Annotated in this window: 9 protein-coding genes; 3 read left to right on the top strand and 6 right to left on the bottom strand. The window is 40.9% G+C overall.

Annotated features, from left to right (window positions below):
* Window positions 1-13 precede the first annotated feature (13 nt).
* The 5 genes from IPJ16_06925 to IPJ16_06905 all read right to left on the bottom strand — a co-directional run bounded on the left by IPJ16_06925 (window position 14) and on the right by IPJ16_06905 (window position 10,063).
* The gene (locus IPJ16_06925) at window positions 14-619 is read right to left on the bottom strand and encodes a 30S ribosomal protein S16 (protein ID MBK7626921.1); all 606 of its coding nucleotides are present in this window, start codon (window positions 617-619) and stop codon (window positions 14-16) included.
* Window positions 620-759: 140 nt separating this feature from the next.
* Window positions 760-2,106: a RagB/SusD family nutrient uptake outer membrane protein gene (locus IPJ16_06920; GenBank protein MBK7626920.1), complete on the bottom strand. Its 1,347-nt coding sequence runs from the start codon at window positions 2,104-2,106 to the stop codon at window positions 760-762.
* Window positions 2,107-2,125: 19 nt separating this feature from the next.
* Window positions 2,126-5,221 carry a TonB-dependent receptor gene (locus tag IPJ16_06915; protein MBK7626919.1) on the bottom strand — a complete coding sequence of 1,032 codons (3,096 nt, stop codon included), beginning with the start codon at window positions 5,219-5,221 and terminating at the stop codon, window positions 2,126-2,128.
* A 230-nt stretch (window positions 5,222-5,451) separates the two neighbouring features.
* Window positions 5,452-6,819: a SusD/RagB family nutrient-binding outer membrane lipoprotein gene (locus IPJ16_06910; protein ID MBK7626918.1), complete on the bottom strand. Its 1,368-nt coding sequence runs from the start codon at window positions 6,817-6,819 to the stop codon at window positions 5,452-5,454.
* Window positions 6,820-6,838: 19 nt separating this feature from the next.
* The gene (locus tag IPJ16_06905; protein MBK7626917.1) at window positions 6,839-10,063 is read right to left on the bottom strand and encodes a SusC/RagA family TonB-linked outer membrane protein; all 3,225 of its coding nucleotides are present in this window, start codon (window positions 10,061-10,063) and stop codon (window positions 6,839-6,841) included.
* Between the two features lie 266 nt (window positions 10,064-10,329).
* On the opposite strand from IPJ16_06905, the gene dnaE reads away from it, so the two are divergent.
* The 3 genes from dnaE (at window position 10,330) to IPJ16_06890 (ending at window position 14,820) form a co-directional block, all read left to right on the top strand.
* Window positions 10,330-13,815 carry a DNA polymerase III subunit alpha gene (gene dnaE / locus IPJ16_06900; protein ID MBK7626916.1) on the top strand — a complete coding sequence of 1,162 codons (3,486 nt, stop codon included), beginning with the start codon at window positions 10,330-10,332 and terminating at the stop codon, window positions 13,813-13,815.
* A gap of 49 nt (window positions 13,816-13,864) precedes the next feature.
* The gene (gene trxA, locus IPJ16_06895; GenBank protein ID MBK7626915.1) at window positions 13,865-14,182 is read left to right on the top strand and encodes a thioredoxin; all 318 of its coding nucleotides are present in this window, start codon (window positions 13,865-13,867) and stop codon (window positions 14,180-14,182) included.
* A 62-nt stretch (window positions 14,183-14,244) separates the two neighbouring features.
* Window positions 14,245-14,820 carry a TIGR00730 family Rossman fold protein gene (locus IPJ16_06890; GenBank protein MBK7626914.1) on the top strand — a complete coding sequence of 192 codons (576 nt, stop codon included), beginning with the start codon at window positions 14,245-14,247 and terminating at the stop codon, window positions 14,818-14,820.
* A gap of 2 nt (window positions 14,821-14,822) precedes the next feature.
* On the opposite strand, the gene IPJ16_06885 is transcribed toward IPJ16_06890, so the two are convergent.
* Window positions 14,823-18,005: a SpoIIE family protein phosphatase gene (locus IPJ16_06885; protein ID MBK7626913.1), complete on the bottom strand. Its 3,183-nt coding sequence runs from the start codon at window positions 18,003-18,005 to the stop codon at window positions 14,823-14,825.
* Window positions 18,006-18,007: the final 2 nt, after the last annotated feature.

Raw genomic sequence — 18,007 nt, 5'->3', positions numbered from 1 at the left:
TATGACCACTCAGTTATTCCTGAGGCTTATCTTCTGCAACAGGCTCTGATGCAGTCTCTTCAGCTGAAGGTGATTCAACTGTTTCCTCTGCAGATACCTCTTCTTCACCCATTACTTCAGCAACAAGAGCTTTATCGCCGGCTGCTGCTTTAGCTGCAAGGTCAGCAGTTTTCTTGGCAAGTTTTGCTGCTCTTGCCTCGTTAATCCGCTTCTCTTCTTTCAGTCTCTTACCAAGTTCATCATCCTGAGATTTCTCAAGACCTGATTTTTTGGCTTCGATTTTTGCTTCGTTCTGCTTAGCCCACTCTTCAAACCTTCTGAGTGCTTCAGCTTCATCGAATGCACCTTTCTTAACACCATCAAGAAGATGTTTTTTCATTAGAACACCTTTATAAGACAGGATAGCTCTACATGTATCTGTAGGTAATGCGCCATTTTGCAGCCAACCCAACGCTTTATCGAAATCGAGTTCGATAGTTGCCGGATTAGTAATCGGATTGTACGATCCGATTTTTTCAATGTATCTGCCATCACGTGGCGATCTGCTATCTGCAACCACAATGTGGTAGAAGGCCAGCTTCTTGCGACCTTTTCTAGCTAATCTGATTTTAACTGCCATTAATTCTTACGCTTAATTATTTAACCTGTTTTTAAAAATGTGGCTGCAAAGATATAATATTAATAATTAATTCAGGAACAAATAATAAAAAAAAGACGGCAGAATTGATTCTGCCGTCTAATCACTAACTACACTATTTACTAATATCCTGGGTTCTGTTGTGTTTTCAGAGTCGGATTAGCTTCAAGTTCCCTTTCCGGAATCGGGAAGAGAAGTTTTGCATCGTTATAGGGCAATGATCCTACATTTAATTGTAATCTTCTAACATCATGTATCTTATGACCTTCAAATGAGAGTTCAAGTCTTCTCTCCAGAAGCACATCGGCCAGGTTTACAGATGCTGCTGCTGACAAACCAGCCCTTGTATGAATTCTGTTGTAATCAGAAAGAGGTGTGGCTCCAACTGCAGTTGACAATCTGATGTTACATTCTGCCCTTATCAGATACATCTCTGCTAGACGGATTAAGTTAATAACGCCATATTGATTGTTCCACTTACCTGACCTCCAGGCACCATTGCCGACAAAGAACAGGTCCTTTCTCTCATCACCGGCAGGATAAAGATTGAGATGTGCATCAAGGATATCAATGTCACCATCACGCCCGCCATAATCAGGGATTGAGAAAAACTCTGTCATGGAACTGAACCTGTCCTGTGGAGTGATCTGTGTTGCAAATATGTCTTCAGCTGTGTTATTATCATTATTAAAGACATCTGCATATGATGATTCAAGAGCATATTCTCCTGAAGCTATAACTGTACTTGCAGCATCACGTGCATTTGCATAATCGCCTTTTTGCAGATAAGCACGTGCAAGCAATGCATTTGCAGCACCTTTGGACGCATAAATATCATTATCTGAAGGGAGTTTGCCTGCAGCAGCAATAAGATCGCTAATTACCTGATTATATACCTCATCGACTGTATTACGGCCAACGAAACTGCTGTTGTTTATGCCTTTGGTTGGTGTAAGAACAAGCGGAACACCTGACTGTGTATTTGCAACACCAAACTGATACTGCTGTGCAAAGAATCTTACGAGGTCAAAATACATAAGACTGCGAAGGAAAAGAGCCTCTCCTTCAACCCTGTCTTTATCTGCGGCTTTTACCACATCAAGGGCAGAGAGTATATTGTTCACAGAATTAATTACTTCATAAGCATCTCTCCAATGAACATATGCCTCAGAATTTGAAGCGATCATAGTTTTGTTAAAGATCTGCCTGGGATCAATGTATGTTCCGACCCACTGGATCTCACCAGTACCTCCAAGAAGCTCGGCATTTCTGAGAAGGTTCCCGCCATATATACCCGGATCGTCAAACTGGGAATATGCTCCGAGAAGTACACTTTTTACGTTTGCATCTGATGTCAGGGCCAGATTCTCACTTATACTCTGAGAAGGCTCAAGATCAAGATATTTGTCGCATCCTGTAAATATTCCAAGAAGTGCAACTATCGCTATTATTGAAAATTTTCTATTCATCGTTTCTGATATTAAAGATTTATAAACCGATATTTATACCGAAGACAATCGATCTGGGTTGAGGTGCAGAATAAAAGTCGCATCCCGATGTAATGTTGTCATTAAGAAAGTCGGTTGATACTTCCGGGTCCCATCCCTCATACTTTGTGAAAGTAAGAAGGTTCTGTCCCTGTATAAATATCCTGATCCTATCGAGACCGGTTTTGCTTACTATGTTTTCAGGCATTTCATAGCTAAGCGACAGGCTGCGCAGTTTCATGTAAGCTCCGTCAGAAAGATACCGGCTGTTACGGCTCTGATCTCCATTGTCCCAACCAAGTCTGGCCTGCGGAACATTTGTAATATCACCAGGTTTCTTCCAGCTTGCAAGCTGCGATTTGAGCTGGTTATCGTACCAGACTCCGTTGGCAGCCATCCACTGGTCACCAATAAGATGAATCTTGTTTCCTGTTACTCCCTGGAAAGTAAATGCCAGTTCTACTCCCTTGAAGCCAAGAGTATTTGTTACCGCACCCAGAAGGTTTGGTGTTGGTGTTCCCAGAACAATAAAGTTTGCATCAGTAAAGTCATTTGTAGTTGTAGTGTGATCTGTAACATTACCTTCAGCATCCTGTGTATTTACATACCATAAGGCATCGCCGTTTGCAGGATCAACTCCTGCATATTCTGCGCCGTAGAAGACACCAATCGGCTGACCGACTTTTACGATATTCATGTAACGTGCACTCCCGTTGTCGATCGATTTCTGGCCGCCAAGGTCAGTAACTTCATTTTTGTTATAAGAGAAGTTGAGACTGGTATTCCATGTAAATTTACCGGTAAGATTATTTGTATTTAAAACAAACTCAAATCCTTTATTCGATACCGATCCTATGTTCTGAATCTGGGTATTATATCCGCTTGTGGCAGGAACCGGAACATTAAGCAAAAGGTCTTCTGTCTCTTTTACATAATAATCGATCTCTCCTGATATGCGGTTTTTGAAAAATCCATAGTCAATTCCAAAATCGAGCTGATGTGTTGATTCCCATCCCAGATCAGGGTTTGGAATCTGAGTCGGATAGAGCCCTGAAAGGCTGTTGTAGCTTCCTACTCCATAGAGTCCGAGGTGTCCGAAGTTTCCGATTCCGGCATTACCTGTAAGACCATAGCTTGTTCTGAGTTTAAGGAAACTAATTAAACTACTGCTTGAGAGAAAGTCCTCCTTGGTCAGAACCCAGCCTACTGATGCGGCAGGGAAAACTCCATACCTGTTGTTCTTTCCAAACCTTGAGGAACCGTCGATACGACCGGACACTGTAAAGAGATATTTAGCCTTATAGTCAAAGTTAACCCTTGAGAAGTATGAGAGGAAACTGTATTTTGTAAGTGTTGAGGTACCTGAAGTAATTAAACCCGCACTTGCCAGTGTTTTCAGGTCATCAAGCGGGAACTGCTCGCCCTCTGCGCGGGCATTATCAACTGTTGTATACTGGAACTCGGTACCAAGAACAGCACTCAAACCAAAATCACCAAACGATTTAAGCAGATCGAGGTACGATTTGGTAGTTACGTTCTGGTTTTGTCCGTAATTGAAAAATCCATAACCATTTCTTCCTGTTCCTGATTCCGTACGGGTTCCATATCTTCCATTTTCCTTAATGTTATACAGATCAAACCCGAATTCATTTCTCCACTTCAGGCCATCCATCAGATTTACTGTAAGATATCCGTTAGCAACAGTTCTGTATTCAATAATATCTCTTGTTGCATATTCCACATCGAGTAACCCGTTATAATAGGTTGTAGTCGGAGTATTGTACAGGAGACCATCGAGATCGCGGGGAGGGGTTATTGGCGATAAAGCCACAAGCTGCATTGGTGTTGAGAAAGCATTATCAGCTGAAACCTGATCGATATTGGTACGGTTCAGACTTAATGCGAATCCCATATCGAGGTATTTATTAACCTTATTGTCAACGTTTAATCTTGCAGAGACCTTCTCAATACCATTTGATACAAGTATTCCTTCAGAATTATTATATGAAAGACTTGTAAAGTATTTTAGCTTATCATTACCTCCCTGGGCAGACATGTCGGCAGAAAAGATCTTACCCTTCTGAAAAGCCAGATCCTGCCAGTCGGTGTCAACTTTTGAGCCAAGGTATTTACCTGTACCATCGAGATTTGCAGCCCAGCCCGAATACCTCTTAAGACGGGTCTCAACATGGTTCCTCCAGTAGTTATTTGTTCCAACCGGATCGCCATAGTATGCATCATCTGTAAGGTCACCGTTAACTGCTGATTCCCTGAAGTAGGAAATATATTCTTCAGCATTCATAAAATCCCTTCTTCTGGAAGCTTCGTTAAAACCTGACTGTATTGTGAAATTAAGTTTTGTATTTCCGCTGATACCTTTTTTGGTTGTTATGAGCACAACGCCATTGGCACCTCTAGAGCCATAAATTGCAGAAGAGGCAGCATCTTTGAGAATATCTATTGACTCAACATCGTTGAAGTTTATCGAAGTAAGAGGATTTATAACAGCACCCGAAAAGTTAAGAGCCTCTGTTGTTAATGGAATCCCGTCAACAACAAAAAGGGGCTGGTTGGTAGCTGTAATGGAAGAGGATCCGCGGATTCTCATATTTGTTGTACCTGTCGACTTGCCATTAACTGATTCGATGAATACCCCGGCTGTCTTTCCCTGCAGTGCCTGCTCAACTGTAACTACCGGAACGTTTTTAAGAATATCACCATCTACTTTTGAAATACTTCCGGTAACTTTCGATTTAATCTGGGTTCCGTAACCAACAACGACAACTTCATTGATCATAACCAGATCCTGCTCAAGGATGATATCAATTTTTGTTTTGCCATCGATTGCAACCTCCTGGCTCTTATAACCGATAAAACTGAATGAAAGGGTTTTTGCATCTGCAGTTGCCTGAATGGAGTATTTCCCATCAACTCCTGTAATTGCACCCAGGGTAGTCCCTTTTACCGTAACAGAAACACCGGCTATTGGTTGACCATCATCGGCACCGGTAACTGTACCTGAAAGTTGCACTGTCTGCGCTATAACAAGAGAACCTGTTAACAGCCACAGTGCCAAAAAAATAAAAATTTTTCTCATAACTCTTAGTTTAGGTTTTAAAAATTTAACTGCGTTTTCTTTTATTTACTGTTCCAAACTCGGACAGGAGTCATTAAACAAATTTATTCATATTATTTTGTTTTTATAAAAAAAACACCAAAATAACCGAATTTATATTTAAATCTGAAATCAAATTGATTAAAAAACAAAATAAAAAAAAATAGCCGGAGAAATCTCCCCGGCTATTGATAAATTAAAATTAGTATTCTTTAGTTAGCGTCCCACCAGACCCGTGTTGTAATAGTCACTCCGGTAGGATAATTTACAGAGTTATACAATCTCTCATCGTCTGAATAAGGCAATCTGCGGGGGATCTCATTGGTTACTGCTCCTGTTGCTAAAGCAAGTACAGGATATCCGGTACGGCGCCAGTCGGTCCATGTTTCGATCTGCATGAAGGCACTCAGGTATTTTTGATTCATTATCTTCTCGAGTGAGATATTGCCGGCAGTCACTTTATTGGCATTGAACCAGGTACCGTCGCCATAAACTCCTTCCCTTTCAAGTGAAGCTTTTATCCCTTCATTGCACGCTGTAACTGCTAATGGATCGGCCGGATTAAGTTTGAATCTTGCCTCTGCCTCAATGAATTTCAACTCAGCATATGACATTAAATAAACCGGTGACTCTGCAGAGGCGTATGCAGCTCCGAATGTTGAAGCATTTGCATCAGGTTCTCCCGGCATGGAGCCCACTGTTCCATCAAAATATACCGATAAACGGGGATCGTTGTTTGCTAAAAGCATATTTACATATGTTGCACTTGCTGAATAGTATCCGCCACGCTCCTGTTCAGACTGATATATTGGATTAGAGTTGTTATATGCCGACCCGAAAACAAACTTAAAATCATCATCATTGCTTGTATATGAATTCGCAACAGCAGCCAGAGCATTTGTATATGCAGATGATCCATTCCTCTTAGCAAGGTGAATGCTATATCTGGCTTTCAAAGCGTAAGCTGTCTTGGTCCATTTTTCAAGATCTCCGTTATAAATGAGATCCTCAACATCAGGACTGAAAACACTTGCAGCCGCACCAAGGTCTGTTATAGCTTCATCCAGCAGCGTAAAGATTGTATTATATATTTCCTGCTGGGAATCAAACTTAGGTTTAAAATTATTAGCTGCTCCTTTTAAAGCCTCTGAATAGGGGACATCACCCCAGTTATCAGTTACCACACCGAGTTGATAAGCCATGAGTATTTTACCAACACCTGCATAATGAGGTGAATTGGTAGCAATTGCCTTATCCATAATAATCTTGGTGTCAATCATTCCCGGAGAATACAGGTTCCAGCTCCAGGCATTGGTAACATCAGACTCACTGATTATATAGATGTCATTATTGGCTGCCTGACTCTGTAATCCGGCAATCTGCTGCATCCATACACAGTCCCATCTGGCCAGCTCCCCTCCAACGATATATGCAAGGTTGGCTTCGACAGGGGCAATCAGTTGCGCCAGGGCAACATCTTTGGGATTATTGGGATCCACATTCATTTCCGGATCAATCCATTTATCGCATGAACTAAACAGCCCTGCTAATAAAAATATAGAAATAAAAATCTTTTTCATTTTCTGGTACTTTATAGAATTAAAAATCTAGTTTTAAACCAAATACATATGACTTTGTATTAGGCATATTAAAATAATCAAGTCCCTGTGCGTTAAATGCACCCATCAGGTTAGTTTCAGGATCAATGCCCTTATAAGGTGTTGATAACCAGAGGTTACGACCTGTAAAATACACATTCATCTGTTTCAGGAAGGAATTCTTTATAATCTTGCCAAAATCATAGGAAAGAGTTACTTCACGCAGTCTTACCCAATCGGTTTTTTCTACAAATTGTTCCTGAGCCGGGCCTGCTCCTCCTCCGATATTTACATAATAATATTGCGAGTAAGTAGTCTGGATATCATTTGTCACACCTGATGTAACCACAACTCCATCAGTAACATGGCCTTTTACTCCCTCGAAGGTAACAGCCTCTCCCCTGTTTTCAGTGACTTTTGCAACCCCAAAACCAACAAGTCTTGATCTTGTGCCATCCCACATGATTCCGCCATTCTTAATATCCCACAGGAAAGAAAAGCCTAATCCCTTGTATGAGAGGTCACTGCTGATACCCAACAGCCAGTTGGGAGAGATTGCTCCCAGCGATTTCATTGTCGGATCAAGAATCGGATAACCATACCCTGCATTTGTAGCATCATCATTAATTATTACTCGTCCCTGGTCATCCTTGTAAAAACTTGTACTGAACATACTTCCATAGGGCTCACCTGCCACTACATTTATTGTACTGCCGGTAAAACCGCCTAGGCTGATATCAGTAACTCCCGGAGCAAGCGATAGTACTTTGTTTTTGTTCTGTGAAAAGTTGAAAGTTACACCCCAGCTAAAATCATTTGTTGAAACAGGAACCACATTGGCCATTATCTCAATACCTTTGTTTTCCATTGTTGCAGCATTCATATACTGGGCATTATATCCTGTACTTCCTGTAACCGGAACACTAATCAGCAAATCGCTGTTTTGATTGTTGTAGTAAGAAATATCAAAATTCATCCTGTTATTAAGAAGTTTCACCTCCAGCCCTAACTCTCTGGATAAAAGAATCTCAGGTCTTATTGTTGGGTTTGCCAGTGTATTAAACGGTGCAAATCCGGCAATCCCATTGAACGGGAAAGATCCTCCGGTAGCCCATCCGTCAGTAATCTGAGCTGAAGTAAATGTGTTTTCTATATTATAAGGTGTAGCATGGTTTGCTATTTTAGCATACGATGCCCGTAATTTACCATAGGAAAGAATATCATTCCCCTTCAGTCCGGGTAACTCACTGAAAATAAAACCAAGGCTGGCAGAGGGGAAGAAAAAGCTGTTATCATCTACCGGCAATGTAGTCGACCACTCATTCCTTCCTGTTAAACCCAGATAGAGCATATTTTTGAATGAGAATTGAAGATCAGCAAAAAGGGCAGCAGTGCGGTATTTTGTAGTATTCTCACGCACAAGCTGTGATGAAGTATTGGACATGTGATAGAAATCAGGAACTACAAATCCATTACCCTGTGTATATATCTGCTGGGTTTGACTCTGGAACATGTTCTGGCCTGCGGTCAGACTGGTTGAAAATCCAGGGAGGAGCTCCTTTGTATAATTAACAGTAAGGTCAGAGTTAATACTGTTATTGTAATGGAAATCCTCTTCCTGCTGTCCATCGGGAATATTTGCCGACATAAGAGCTGTGTGGCCTTTCCTTTTATCCGAGTATACATCCTCTCCGATTCTGTAGGTCACTGTCATGTTTGAAAGCGGATTGTAAACCAGCATTGCATATCCTATTAACCGGTCGACCTGGTCTATCATATTATTTTTGTTAACAGTCCAGTATGGATTATCATATCCGGCATATCTGCGGGGAAGGCCTGAACCATCTGTAAGCATATAAGCGTCTTCATATTTATAGCCGTCTTTCCCATGTCCGTTACTATTGTCAAATGTCGGAGTACACCGAAACAGACCAAGCATAACACCTGAAGTGTTAGATCCCTGCTGCACTCTTTCTCCGCCGGAACGGATGTAGTTTGCACTGGCTGATACTCTGAGTTTATCTCCCAGTTTTGTCTCCCCGATCATCTTAACAGATGTTTTTCCGAATGTGTTTCTCGGGATAATACCCTTTGATGAGTTGTTCCCGATTGAGATAAAGAAGTTTGCATCTTTATTTCCTCCGGATAGGGAAACGTTATTATTATATGTAAGTCCTGTCTGGAAGAAATTTCCCGGGTTATCATAAGCGTTGGCGTATAAATCGGCTTTGGCTGCCGGATTAGTTGCCAGTACAAGTCTGCCATTGCGGTCGCGTGGATAATCAGTTGCACCATCGTAGCGCAAATCTGAAATTTTAGGCCCCCAGGAATAAGGAGTATTTGTTGCATAAACTCCGTTATATCCCTGAGCATACATCATTTGTATTTCAGGAAGTCTGTTAACTTTGTCAAAAGCAACTGAAGAAGAAATACTGATACCTATCTTACCTCCGGTATCACTGCCCTTCTTGGTTGTGATTAATATGGCTCCGTTGCCTGCCCTCATCCCGTAAAGAGCTGTTGCAGCACCTCCTTTTAATACAGAGATTGTTTGGATATCATCGGGATTCAAATCAATAGCCCTGTTTGAATAATTATAACCCTGAGTAAGGTTATTCTGCAAATCGTCAGGATTACCTGAATAATCCATCGAGTTGTCTATCGGAACCCCGTCGACAACGAAAAGAGGCTGGTTACTTCCGGTAATTGAGTTCTGTCCGCGGATGTTAATAAATGAAGCAGCGCCTGCAGTTCCGGCTGAACTGGTAATATTTACACCAGCTACCTTTCCGGTTATTGCCGAAAGAACATTACCCGTTTTTGCCCTGTTGATATTCTCACCGCTCACATCCTGAACAGCATACCCGAGAGATTTTTTCTCCCTTGAGATCCCGATTGCCGTTACAACAACCTCATCTAATCCCAACAGGTCAGGTTCAAGTACTACATCAATCACCGTTTTGTTGTCAATCGGAACCTCCTGCTTCTTCATTCCAATATAGGAAAAGACCAACGCAGTTGCATTCCCAGGTACCTGGAGCGAATATTTGCCGTTCAAATCGGTGATGATACCTGTTGTTGTTCCTTTTACAGAAACAGAAACCCCCGGCAATGCACCTTCCTCCTTAACAGAGGAGATTACAGTGCCGGTAATTGTTTTTTGCTGGGCTATCACCGATAGTGATACCGAGAAAAAAACTAAAAATAACAAGAGAAGTTTTCTCATAGCTTTTAGGTTAGTTTAATAATTAAAAAATTCAGGAATTCATGGATTCCTTTTTACTGTCTCAAATAGTGACTAAGTCACAGTTAACAAAATAATCTATATGATTCCGGATATTTTCGATCAACCAACACTATGCAGATTTGACCTAACAAAAGGCAATTTTTGTCCAACAGAATATTTATTCACACTTGCCGTTTCCACCATTTTCTTATTTCTATTTTAGCTATTTTTGTGAACTGGACTCACCGATATTTAATGTTCGACCAATGGCAGGATTTGCTCACTTACATCTTCATACTCAATACTCTATCCTCGATGGGGCCTCAAATATAAGTTTGCTGATGGAAAGGGTTAAAACCCTTGGTATGGATGCAGTTGCGATAACCGATCATGGTAACATGTTCGGGGTAAAAGAGTTTCATAATCATGCTTCTAAAAAAGGAATTAAACCAATTATCGGTTGTGAGATCTATGTCGCCAAGAGATCTATTGGTGAGGTAAATGTTAAAGAGGACCGGTCGGGCGACCATCTTATATTGCTCGCTAAAAATCTTACAGGATATAAAAACCTGATTAAACTTGTTTCAATTGCCTGGATAAAAGGTTTTTATTACAAACCCCGTGTTGATAAAGAGCTTCTTAAAAAATACAGCCAAGGCATTATAGCCTCTTCTGCGTGCCTGGCAGGCGAGATACAGGATGAGATTCTCAACGGGACAATGCAGGGAGCAGAAGCTGCCCTTAAAACCTATCAGGATATATTCGGAGATGATTTCTACCTCGAGATCCAGAGACATGAAACTTACGATCCCGAAGCAGACAGATCTGCATTCCCGCTTCAGCAGAAAGTAATTGAGGCATTCAGGAAGCTTTCTGCCAAACATAATGTTAAGATCCTTGCATCAAATGATGTCCATTTCATCAATGCCGAAGATGCGGAAGCACACGACAGACTTATATGTATTAATACAGCTAAGGATATTGATGATCCTAACAGGTTAAGGTATTCAAAACAGGAATACCTCAAGAGTGAAGAAGAGATGCGTGTAATCTTCAGCGATATTCCAGAAGCTGTTGACAATGTTGCCGGACTGGTTGAGAAAATTGAAAAATACAAACTCGATCATGATCCTATAATGCCCGAGTTCGAATTACCTCAGGGATTTACAGACAAAGATGAGTATCTGAAATTTCTTACATATAAAGGAGCTGAAAAAAGGTGGGGTACTCTTACAAACGAACAGACTGAAAGACTTGACTTTGAGCTTGCCATGATCGCCAAAATGGGATTTCCCGGGTATTTCCTTATTGTCCAGGACTTTCTTCGGGCAGCCAGGGAGATGGGTGTCTCAGTCGGACCCGGAAGAGGGTCAGCAGCAGGGTCTGCAGTAGCTTTTTGCCTCAGGATAACTGATATAGATCCAATAAAGTATGGACTTCTCTTCGAGAGGTTTCTTAACCTTGACCGTATTTCAATGCCTGATATTGATATTGATTTTGATGAAGACGGAAGAGATTCGGTTTTGAAATATGTTGTTAATAAATACGGTCACGATAAAGTTGCCCATATTATAACATTTGGTTCAATGGCAGCAAAAATGGCAATCAGGGATGTTGCCAGGGTACAGAAGCTGCCTCTGCCTGATGCCGACAGACTGGCCAAACTTGTTCCTGAACGTCCCGGAATAACACTTAAAGCTGCTTATGAAGAGGTTCCTGAGCTTGCTAAAGAAAGAGACTCCTCAAATAAACTGATTGCCCAGACACTCAAATATGCGGAAGTACTCGAAGGCTCTGTGAGACAAACAGGAGTTCATGCCTGCGGTATTATAATAGGTAAAGACTCCCTTGATAATTATATCCCCCTCTGTACTGCAAAAGACACTGATCTGTATGCAACACAATATGACGGAAGCCATGTAGAGTCTGTTGGGCTTCTTAAAATGGACTTTTTAGGGCTCAAAACCCTATCCATAATCAAAGATGCTATCGACAATATAAAGAAATCGAAAGGTATAGAGATTGATATTGATGATCTCCCCCTGGATGATAAGAAAACATTTGAGCTTTTCAGCAACGGTGAAACTACTGCAATATTCCAGTTTGAATCAACCGGTATGAAAAGGTACCTGAGGGATCTTGAGCCAAACAGACTGGAGGACCTTATAGCGATGAATGCTCTGTACAGACCGGGACCAATGGAGTATATCCCCAAGTTCATCCGAAGGAAACACGGCACAGAGAAAATAGACTATCCTATTCCCGAAATGGAGAAGTATCTTAATGATACTTATGGCATTACGGTATATCAGGAACAGGTGATGTTACTATCGCAGGAGCTCGCCGGTTTCACAAAGGGCGAAGCTGACTCCCTCAGGAAAGCAATGGGGAAAAAGAAGCGCTCTATAATGGATGAGATGAAAATCAAATTTCAGGAAGGCTGTACAAAGAAAGGCTATGATGTATCTATTGTAAATAAAATATGGTCCGACTGGGAAGCCTTTGCCCAGTATGCCTTCAACAAATCTCATTCAACATGTTATGCTCTGGTTGCATTTCAGACTGGATATCTGAAAGCAAACCACCCTGCAGAGTATATGGCTGCTGTTCTAAGCCGTAACATCAGCGATATAAAGAAGATCACAACCTTTATGGACGAGACACGCAGGATGGGCATGGAAGTTCTCGGTCCGGATGTTAATGAAAGTAATCTCAAGTTCACTGTAAATAAGGACGGAAATATAAGATTCGGCCTCGGAGCGATAAAAGGAGTCGGGGAAAGCGCTGTTTTACAGCTAATTGAGGAGAGAGAAAAGAATGGACTTTTCAGGGATATTTATGATCTCGTTGAGAGGGTTAACCTTAACTCCCTTAACAAAAAGAACCTCGAGGCAATGGCCGTTGCAGGTGCATTCGACTGTTTCGGAAGTGTAATAAGAGCACAATATTTTTCACTTGATACAAAAGGTACAAGCTTTATCGAAAGTCTTATCAGATACGGCAATAACGCCAGAATGTTAAAGAACTCGAGCCAGCAGTCACTTTTTGGTGAATCAGGCGGATTTGACATGGTGAAACCTGAACCTTCACCATGTCCCGACTGGCCAAAACTTGAAAAACTCAACAGAGAGAAGGAAGTAATAGGAATTTATCTCTCATCTCACCCATTAGATGATTTTAAACTTGAGATAAATACTTTTACTACAGCCACACTTGCTGATCTGCAAAATATGCGTGATTATCTCGACCGTGACGTTACTGTGGCAGGAATGGTGACAGAAACAAGAAACGGCATCGGGAAAAACGGAAAGCCATATGGTTCATTTACAATTCAGGATTATACTGACTCTTTCAGGTTTATGATGTTCGATAAGGAATTCATTGATAACAGTAAGTTTTTCACAATGGGGTACTATCTTCTTATTAAAGGAAGAGTACAGAAACGAAAATATAAGGAAGATGAACTTGAGTTCAAGATCAAAACAATTAATCTTCTGTCAAGTGTAAAGGATGAACTTATTAAATCTGTAACACTAAAGGTCGATCCTGAAAACATAAATGCAGAGATGATAAATGAACTGAAGGAGCTGGTTCATGAGAATAAGGGCGAGACTGAATTGAAGTTTCTCTTTCTTGACTCCGAGGATAAAATTTCTCTTCCGATGTTTTCAAGAACAATAAGGGTAAGGCTCAACAACAGTTTTATATCATATCTTGAAGATCATCCCGGCATAGAATTTAAAGTTAATTAGCTATCTTTGCCGCTGGTAAATATGGTAAACTACTAAACAATTTATAATTATGGCACAAGAGGTAACCGACAGCAATTTTGATGAACTGGTAATGAAATCAGATAAACCTGTTCTAGTTGATTTCTGGGCAGAATGGTGCGGACCATGCAGAATGGTAGGCCCGATTATTGAAGAGATCTCAAATGAATATTCAGGGAAAGCTCTGGTATTAAAATGCGATGTTGACAGCAATCCCGGCGTTGCTGCAAAATTTGGCATCAGGAACATTCCTACTGTTCTTTACTTTAAAGGAGGAAAGATTGCTGACAAGCAGGTTGGTGCTGTCCCTAAGAACACATTTGTAGCAAAACTTACCGCCCTTCTTTAGTATATTTTCTTTTAAAATATGGCCGTTCGGTTTATCTGTAACGGCCTTTTTAATTCTTCTTTATGAAAGTTTGTGTGTTTGCCTCATCAAGCAGCCGTATTAACAATGAATACAACAGTGCCGCTTCAAAGCTTGGAGAGATTCTTGCTGTCTCGGATATTGAAGTGGTATATGGCGGCGGCGGAATAGGTCTCATGGGAATACTTGCCGATGCTGTACTTAAGAACGGAGGAAAGGTTACCGGTGTTATTCCCTCTTTTATGCAGGACGAAGGCTGGGGGCATAACGGTATTGAGGATATGATAGTAACCTTTGATATGGGGGAGCGAAAAAAGAAGATGTTCGATCTTTCCGATGGTGTCATTGCATTACCCGGAGGCGTTGGGACGCTCGAAGAACTTACAGAGGCGATAACACTTAAACAACTGAGCCTTTTTGACGGACCTATTATTATTCTTAATACCCTGGGGTTCTATGATCATCTTATTGATTTTCTTGAAAATATGGTTGAGAACCATTTTCTAAGATCTGAACATAAAGGTATCTGGCAGGTAGTTAGCACACCTGAAGAGGCTCTGAATGCCCTGGTAAACAGGGAAAAAGGAAGTGAAGAATGGAGGAAAATAGCTAAAATCTGACTCTAGGGTATTTTTGTCCCGATGAAGAGTATATCATCAACCTGCTGAAGTTCACCCCTCCATTCAATAATTTCATTTTTAAGTCTTTCACGCTGCTCATCTACCGGAAGATGATAAATCTCCGATAGTAATTTCTTAACATTTCCCGACTTATATTTCTTTACATCAGCCGATCCGAACTGGTCCGCATAACCGTCGGAACACATATATATCATATCGCCCGACTGAATATCAATACTTTGATTTGTAAAGCTCTTTTTATCGCCAATCGCGGTCATACCTATCGGGAATCTGTCGCCCTTGTAAGCAAAGACTTCTCCGTTTCTGACAACATATAATGGGTTATAAGCTCCGGCAAAATCGAGTTTATGATTCTTCTTATCATAGGAGATAATAGCCATGTCCATCCCGTCATTTATTGTCTCTTCATTTCTCTGCATCAAAGCTTTAAGAACTTCAGTATTAAGCTGATCCATAATAGCCGATGGCCTGGTTATTCCATACTCTCTTACAACTTTATTAAGCGAGTTATGTCCGATGATCGACATAAATGCACCCGGAACACCATGTCCGGTACAGTCGCATGCTGCTATAAACTGCTGATCTCCATTATCATACATCCAGTAAAAATCACCACTCACAATGTCTTTAGGCATAAACAGGACGAATGTTTCAAGAAAAGTGTCTTCACGCGGAAGCATAGCCCTCTGAATACGCTCTGCATAACGGATACTTGCAGTAATATCCCTGTTCTTCTCTTCGATCTCCATACTTTTCTGTACAACCTCTGCTGTTCTCTCCCTAACCTTTTCTTCAAGAATTATTTTTTCTTTAATAAGACTCTGTTCTCTCATATGGATGTAAAGAACCACGATGACAACAGTCAGAATAACAGCTGTCAGAATAAACCACCATGAAAGGTAGAATGGTGGTTTAATTATAAAACTGTATGTTACCGGATTGTTATTCCATATTCCCTGACTGTTACTGGCAATAACCATGAACGTATATTTTCCGGCAGGTAGTCCCGAATAAATTGCTCTAGTCTGATCTGTAACCGGCCTCCAGTCAACATCTGCTCCCTCAAGTTTGACCTTATATCTTACAACATCAGGATTTGTAAGGCAGATACTGTAATAGTCGAAAAGTACAGATCTTTCACTATAGCTAAGTTTCATACCCGGAACCATTTCAACTGTTTCATAGTTAACTCTCATTCCCATAATGTGAGTAAGAGGTTCCAGTTCCCTTGTAGATGTCTTTTCCGGAGTCAGTTTTGTTGCTCCGTTAGCTGTTCCGAACCACAATTCCCCGACACGACTTTCGTAAACTGCATTAGGTTTGGTTTCTATTCCCGTGAAGCCGTTTCTCTCAGTATATGAAAAGATCCTTTTGCTCGCAGGAAAATACCTGTTTAAACCATTATTTGTCCCTATATATATACTACCGTCTTTCCCAACAGTCAGCAGATTTATATTATCTGATAATAAACCGTCATCCTTGGTGACAGTAAACAGAACAGAATCATTTCTTAAAGCAAGCAATCCCTGGCCTGTACCTATCCATAATACACCTGTCTGATCCATAATCAGGGTCTTTGGGATTATCCCGGTAAGTGCAGTAACTGACTGGAAATCTTTTGTTTTTCTGTTATACCTGATAAGTCCTGGTTTTACGCCCCGCGGTTCTGTCCCAACCCACATATCCCCGTTAGGATCACAGTACAAAGCTGTAATCGTGGAAACTGTAAGGCTATCGAGGATGGTATAACGCTGAAAATTCTGCTCATTGATTGTACCGACCGCAACTCCGTCGACGGTTCCTATCCAAAGATTATTTTCTTTGTCGATCTCAAGGGCTTTCACCTGACCACCTCTATAAAGAATTGAGTTTATATATGGCTGTGCCTCAAACTTTGAGGTCTTCATATTGTACACGATAACTCCGCCTTCATTTGATCCGATCCATAAATTGCCATCCCTGTCCTCTCTGAAGAATCTGATGTCCTGATAGATTGAATTACTGGCTTCATTATATATGATAGCTTTTTTATCCGATCCCGGCAAATAACGAGATATTCCGGCATTTGTTCCAAACCATAATGACCCTGACTTGTCCTGGTAAATCGCATTAACGTTCGGATCGGGTAGTATCTCTTTTTCATTAATTGTTAAGAAAGCATCACCTTTGAAGATTGTCAATCCGTTGGTTTGGTCAGAAATGAGAATATTTCCTTCAACATCCTCAACAATATCATAGATCTTTGAGGCCTTCAAACCATTATCAGTGTCAAACTTCCGTATAACCGAACCTTCAATCAACGCTATTCCGCCTCCGAAAGTTCCAACCCAGATACGTCCCTTACTATCTTCACTAATGCATGAGACCCAGTTACTCTTTAATCCGGCTTTGGGAAGATCTATCATATCCATCCGGCTTTCTGACTTCACATACTTATATAGACCACCATTGTAAGTTCCAAACCATAAATTCCCATCTTTATCTTCAAGCATACTTGTAGAAGTAAAATAGGTGGTCATATGTGGCATCCTGTAATTTTCAAATTTTTCAACTTCAGGATTATACTTTCTAAGTCCGACATCAGCGATACAGATAAAGGATCCGTCACGGATAACAGCGGCACCAAAAACCTGATCGCTTAATCCGTTTTTACCCCTGAACTGTTTTACCTTAATGTTATCAATATTCTTAACAGGAAAATCTGCAAGAATTGCCCCTTCGGCAGAAGTTGTGAACCAGATCCTGTTTTTAATCTGGGTTATACTGGTGACATCTCCTGCAATCATCAGAGAATCAAATGTAGCATGCTCAAATTGCCTGCCATTATACCTTGAGACTCCTCCGTTTAAATGACCAAACCATATATATCCCAGGGAATCTTCTGTGATGCTCCATACGCCTCCTGTTGCCAGGGAGTCGCGCGATGTGAAGTTCTCAAACTTTTTACCGTCAAACCGTGAAACACCATTCGCCGTTCCAAGCCATATATAGTCTTTTGAATCCTGCAGCAGGCTATAAACTTTCTGTTCACTTAAACCCTGTTTTATACTGTAGTTATCAAAAAAATATTGCTGTGCTTTTACACTGGTTACCATTACAGGTAAAAACAGCATAAGCCAGACAAATATTTTTGTCTGGCTCTTAATGGCTTTTATGACTGACATAC

The organism is Bacteroidales bacterium, from assembly GCA_016709865.1.
Taxonomy (GTDB): domain Bacteria; phylum Bacteroidota; class Bacteroidia; order Bacteroidales; family VadinHA17; genus LD21.
Note: the sequence above shows the minus strand (reverse complement) of the source record. Positions and strands in the feature narration are given on the sequence as shown.

Excerpts from the sequence above, each read along its gene's own strand:
- IPJ16_06925 (MBK7626921.1), bottom strand. The coding sequence starts at position 619 with ATGGCAGTTAAAATCAGATTAGCTAGAAAAGGTCGCAAGAAGCTGGCC.
- IPJ16_06920 (MBK7626920.1), bottom strand. The coding sequence starts at position 2,106 with ATGAATAGAAAATTTTCAATAATAGCGATAGTTGCACTTCTTGGAATA.
- IPJ16_06915 (MBK7626919.1), bottom strand. The coding sequence starts at position 5,221 with ATGAGAAAAATTTTTATTTTTTTGGCACTGTGGCTGTTAACAGGTTCT.
- IPJ16_06910 (MBK7626918.1), bottom strand. The coding sequence starts at position 6,819 with ATGAAAAAGATTTTTATTTCTATATTTTTATTAGCAGGGCTGTTTAGT.
- IPJ16_06905 (MBK7626917.1), bottom strand. The coding sequence starts at position 10,063 with ATGAGAAAACTTCTCTTGTTATTTTTAGTTTTTTTCTCGGTATCACTA.
- dnaE (MBK7626916.1), top strand. The coding sequence starts at position 10,330 with ATGGCAGGATTTGCTCACTTACATCTTCATACTCAATACTCTATCCTC.
- trxA (MBK7626915.1), top strand. The coding sequence starts at position 13,865 with ATGGCACAAGAGGTAACCGACAGCAATTTTGATGAACTGGTAATGAAA.
- IPJ16_06890 (MBK7626914.1), top strand. The coding sequence starts at position 14,245 with ATGAAAGTTTGTGTGTTTGCCTCATCAAGCAGCCGTATTAACAATGAA.
- IPJ16_06885 (MBK7626913.1), bottom strand. The coding sequence starts at position 18,005 with ATGTCAGTCATAAAAGCCATTAAGAGCCAGACAAAAATATTTGTCTGG.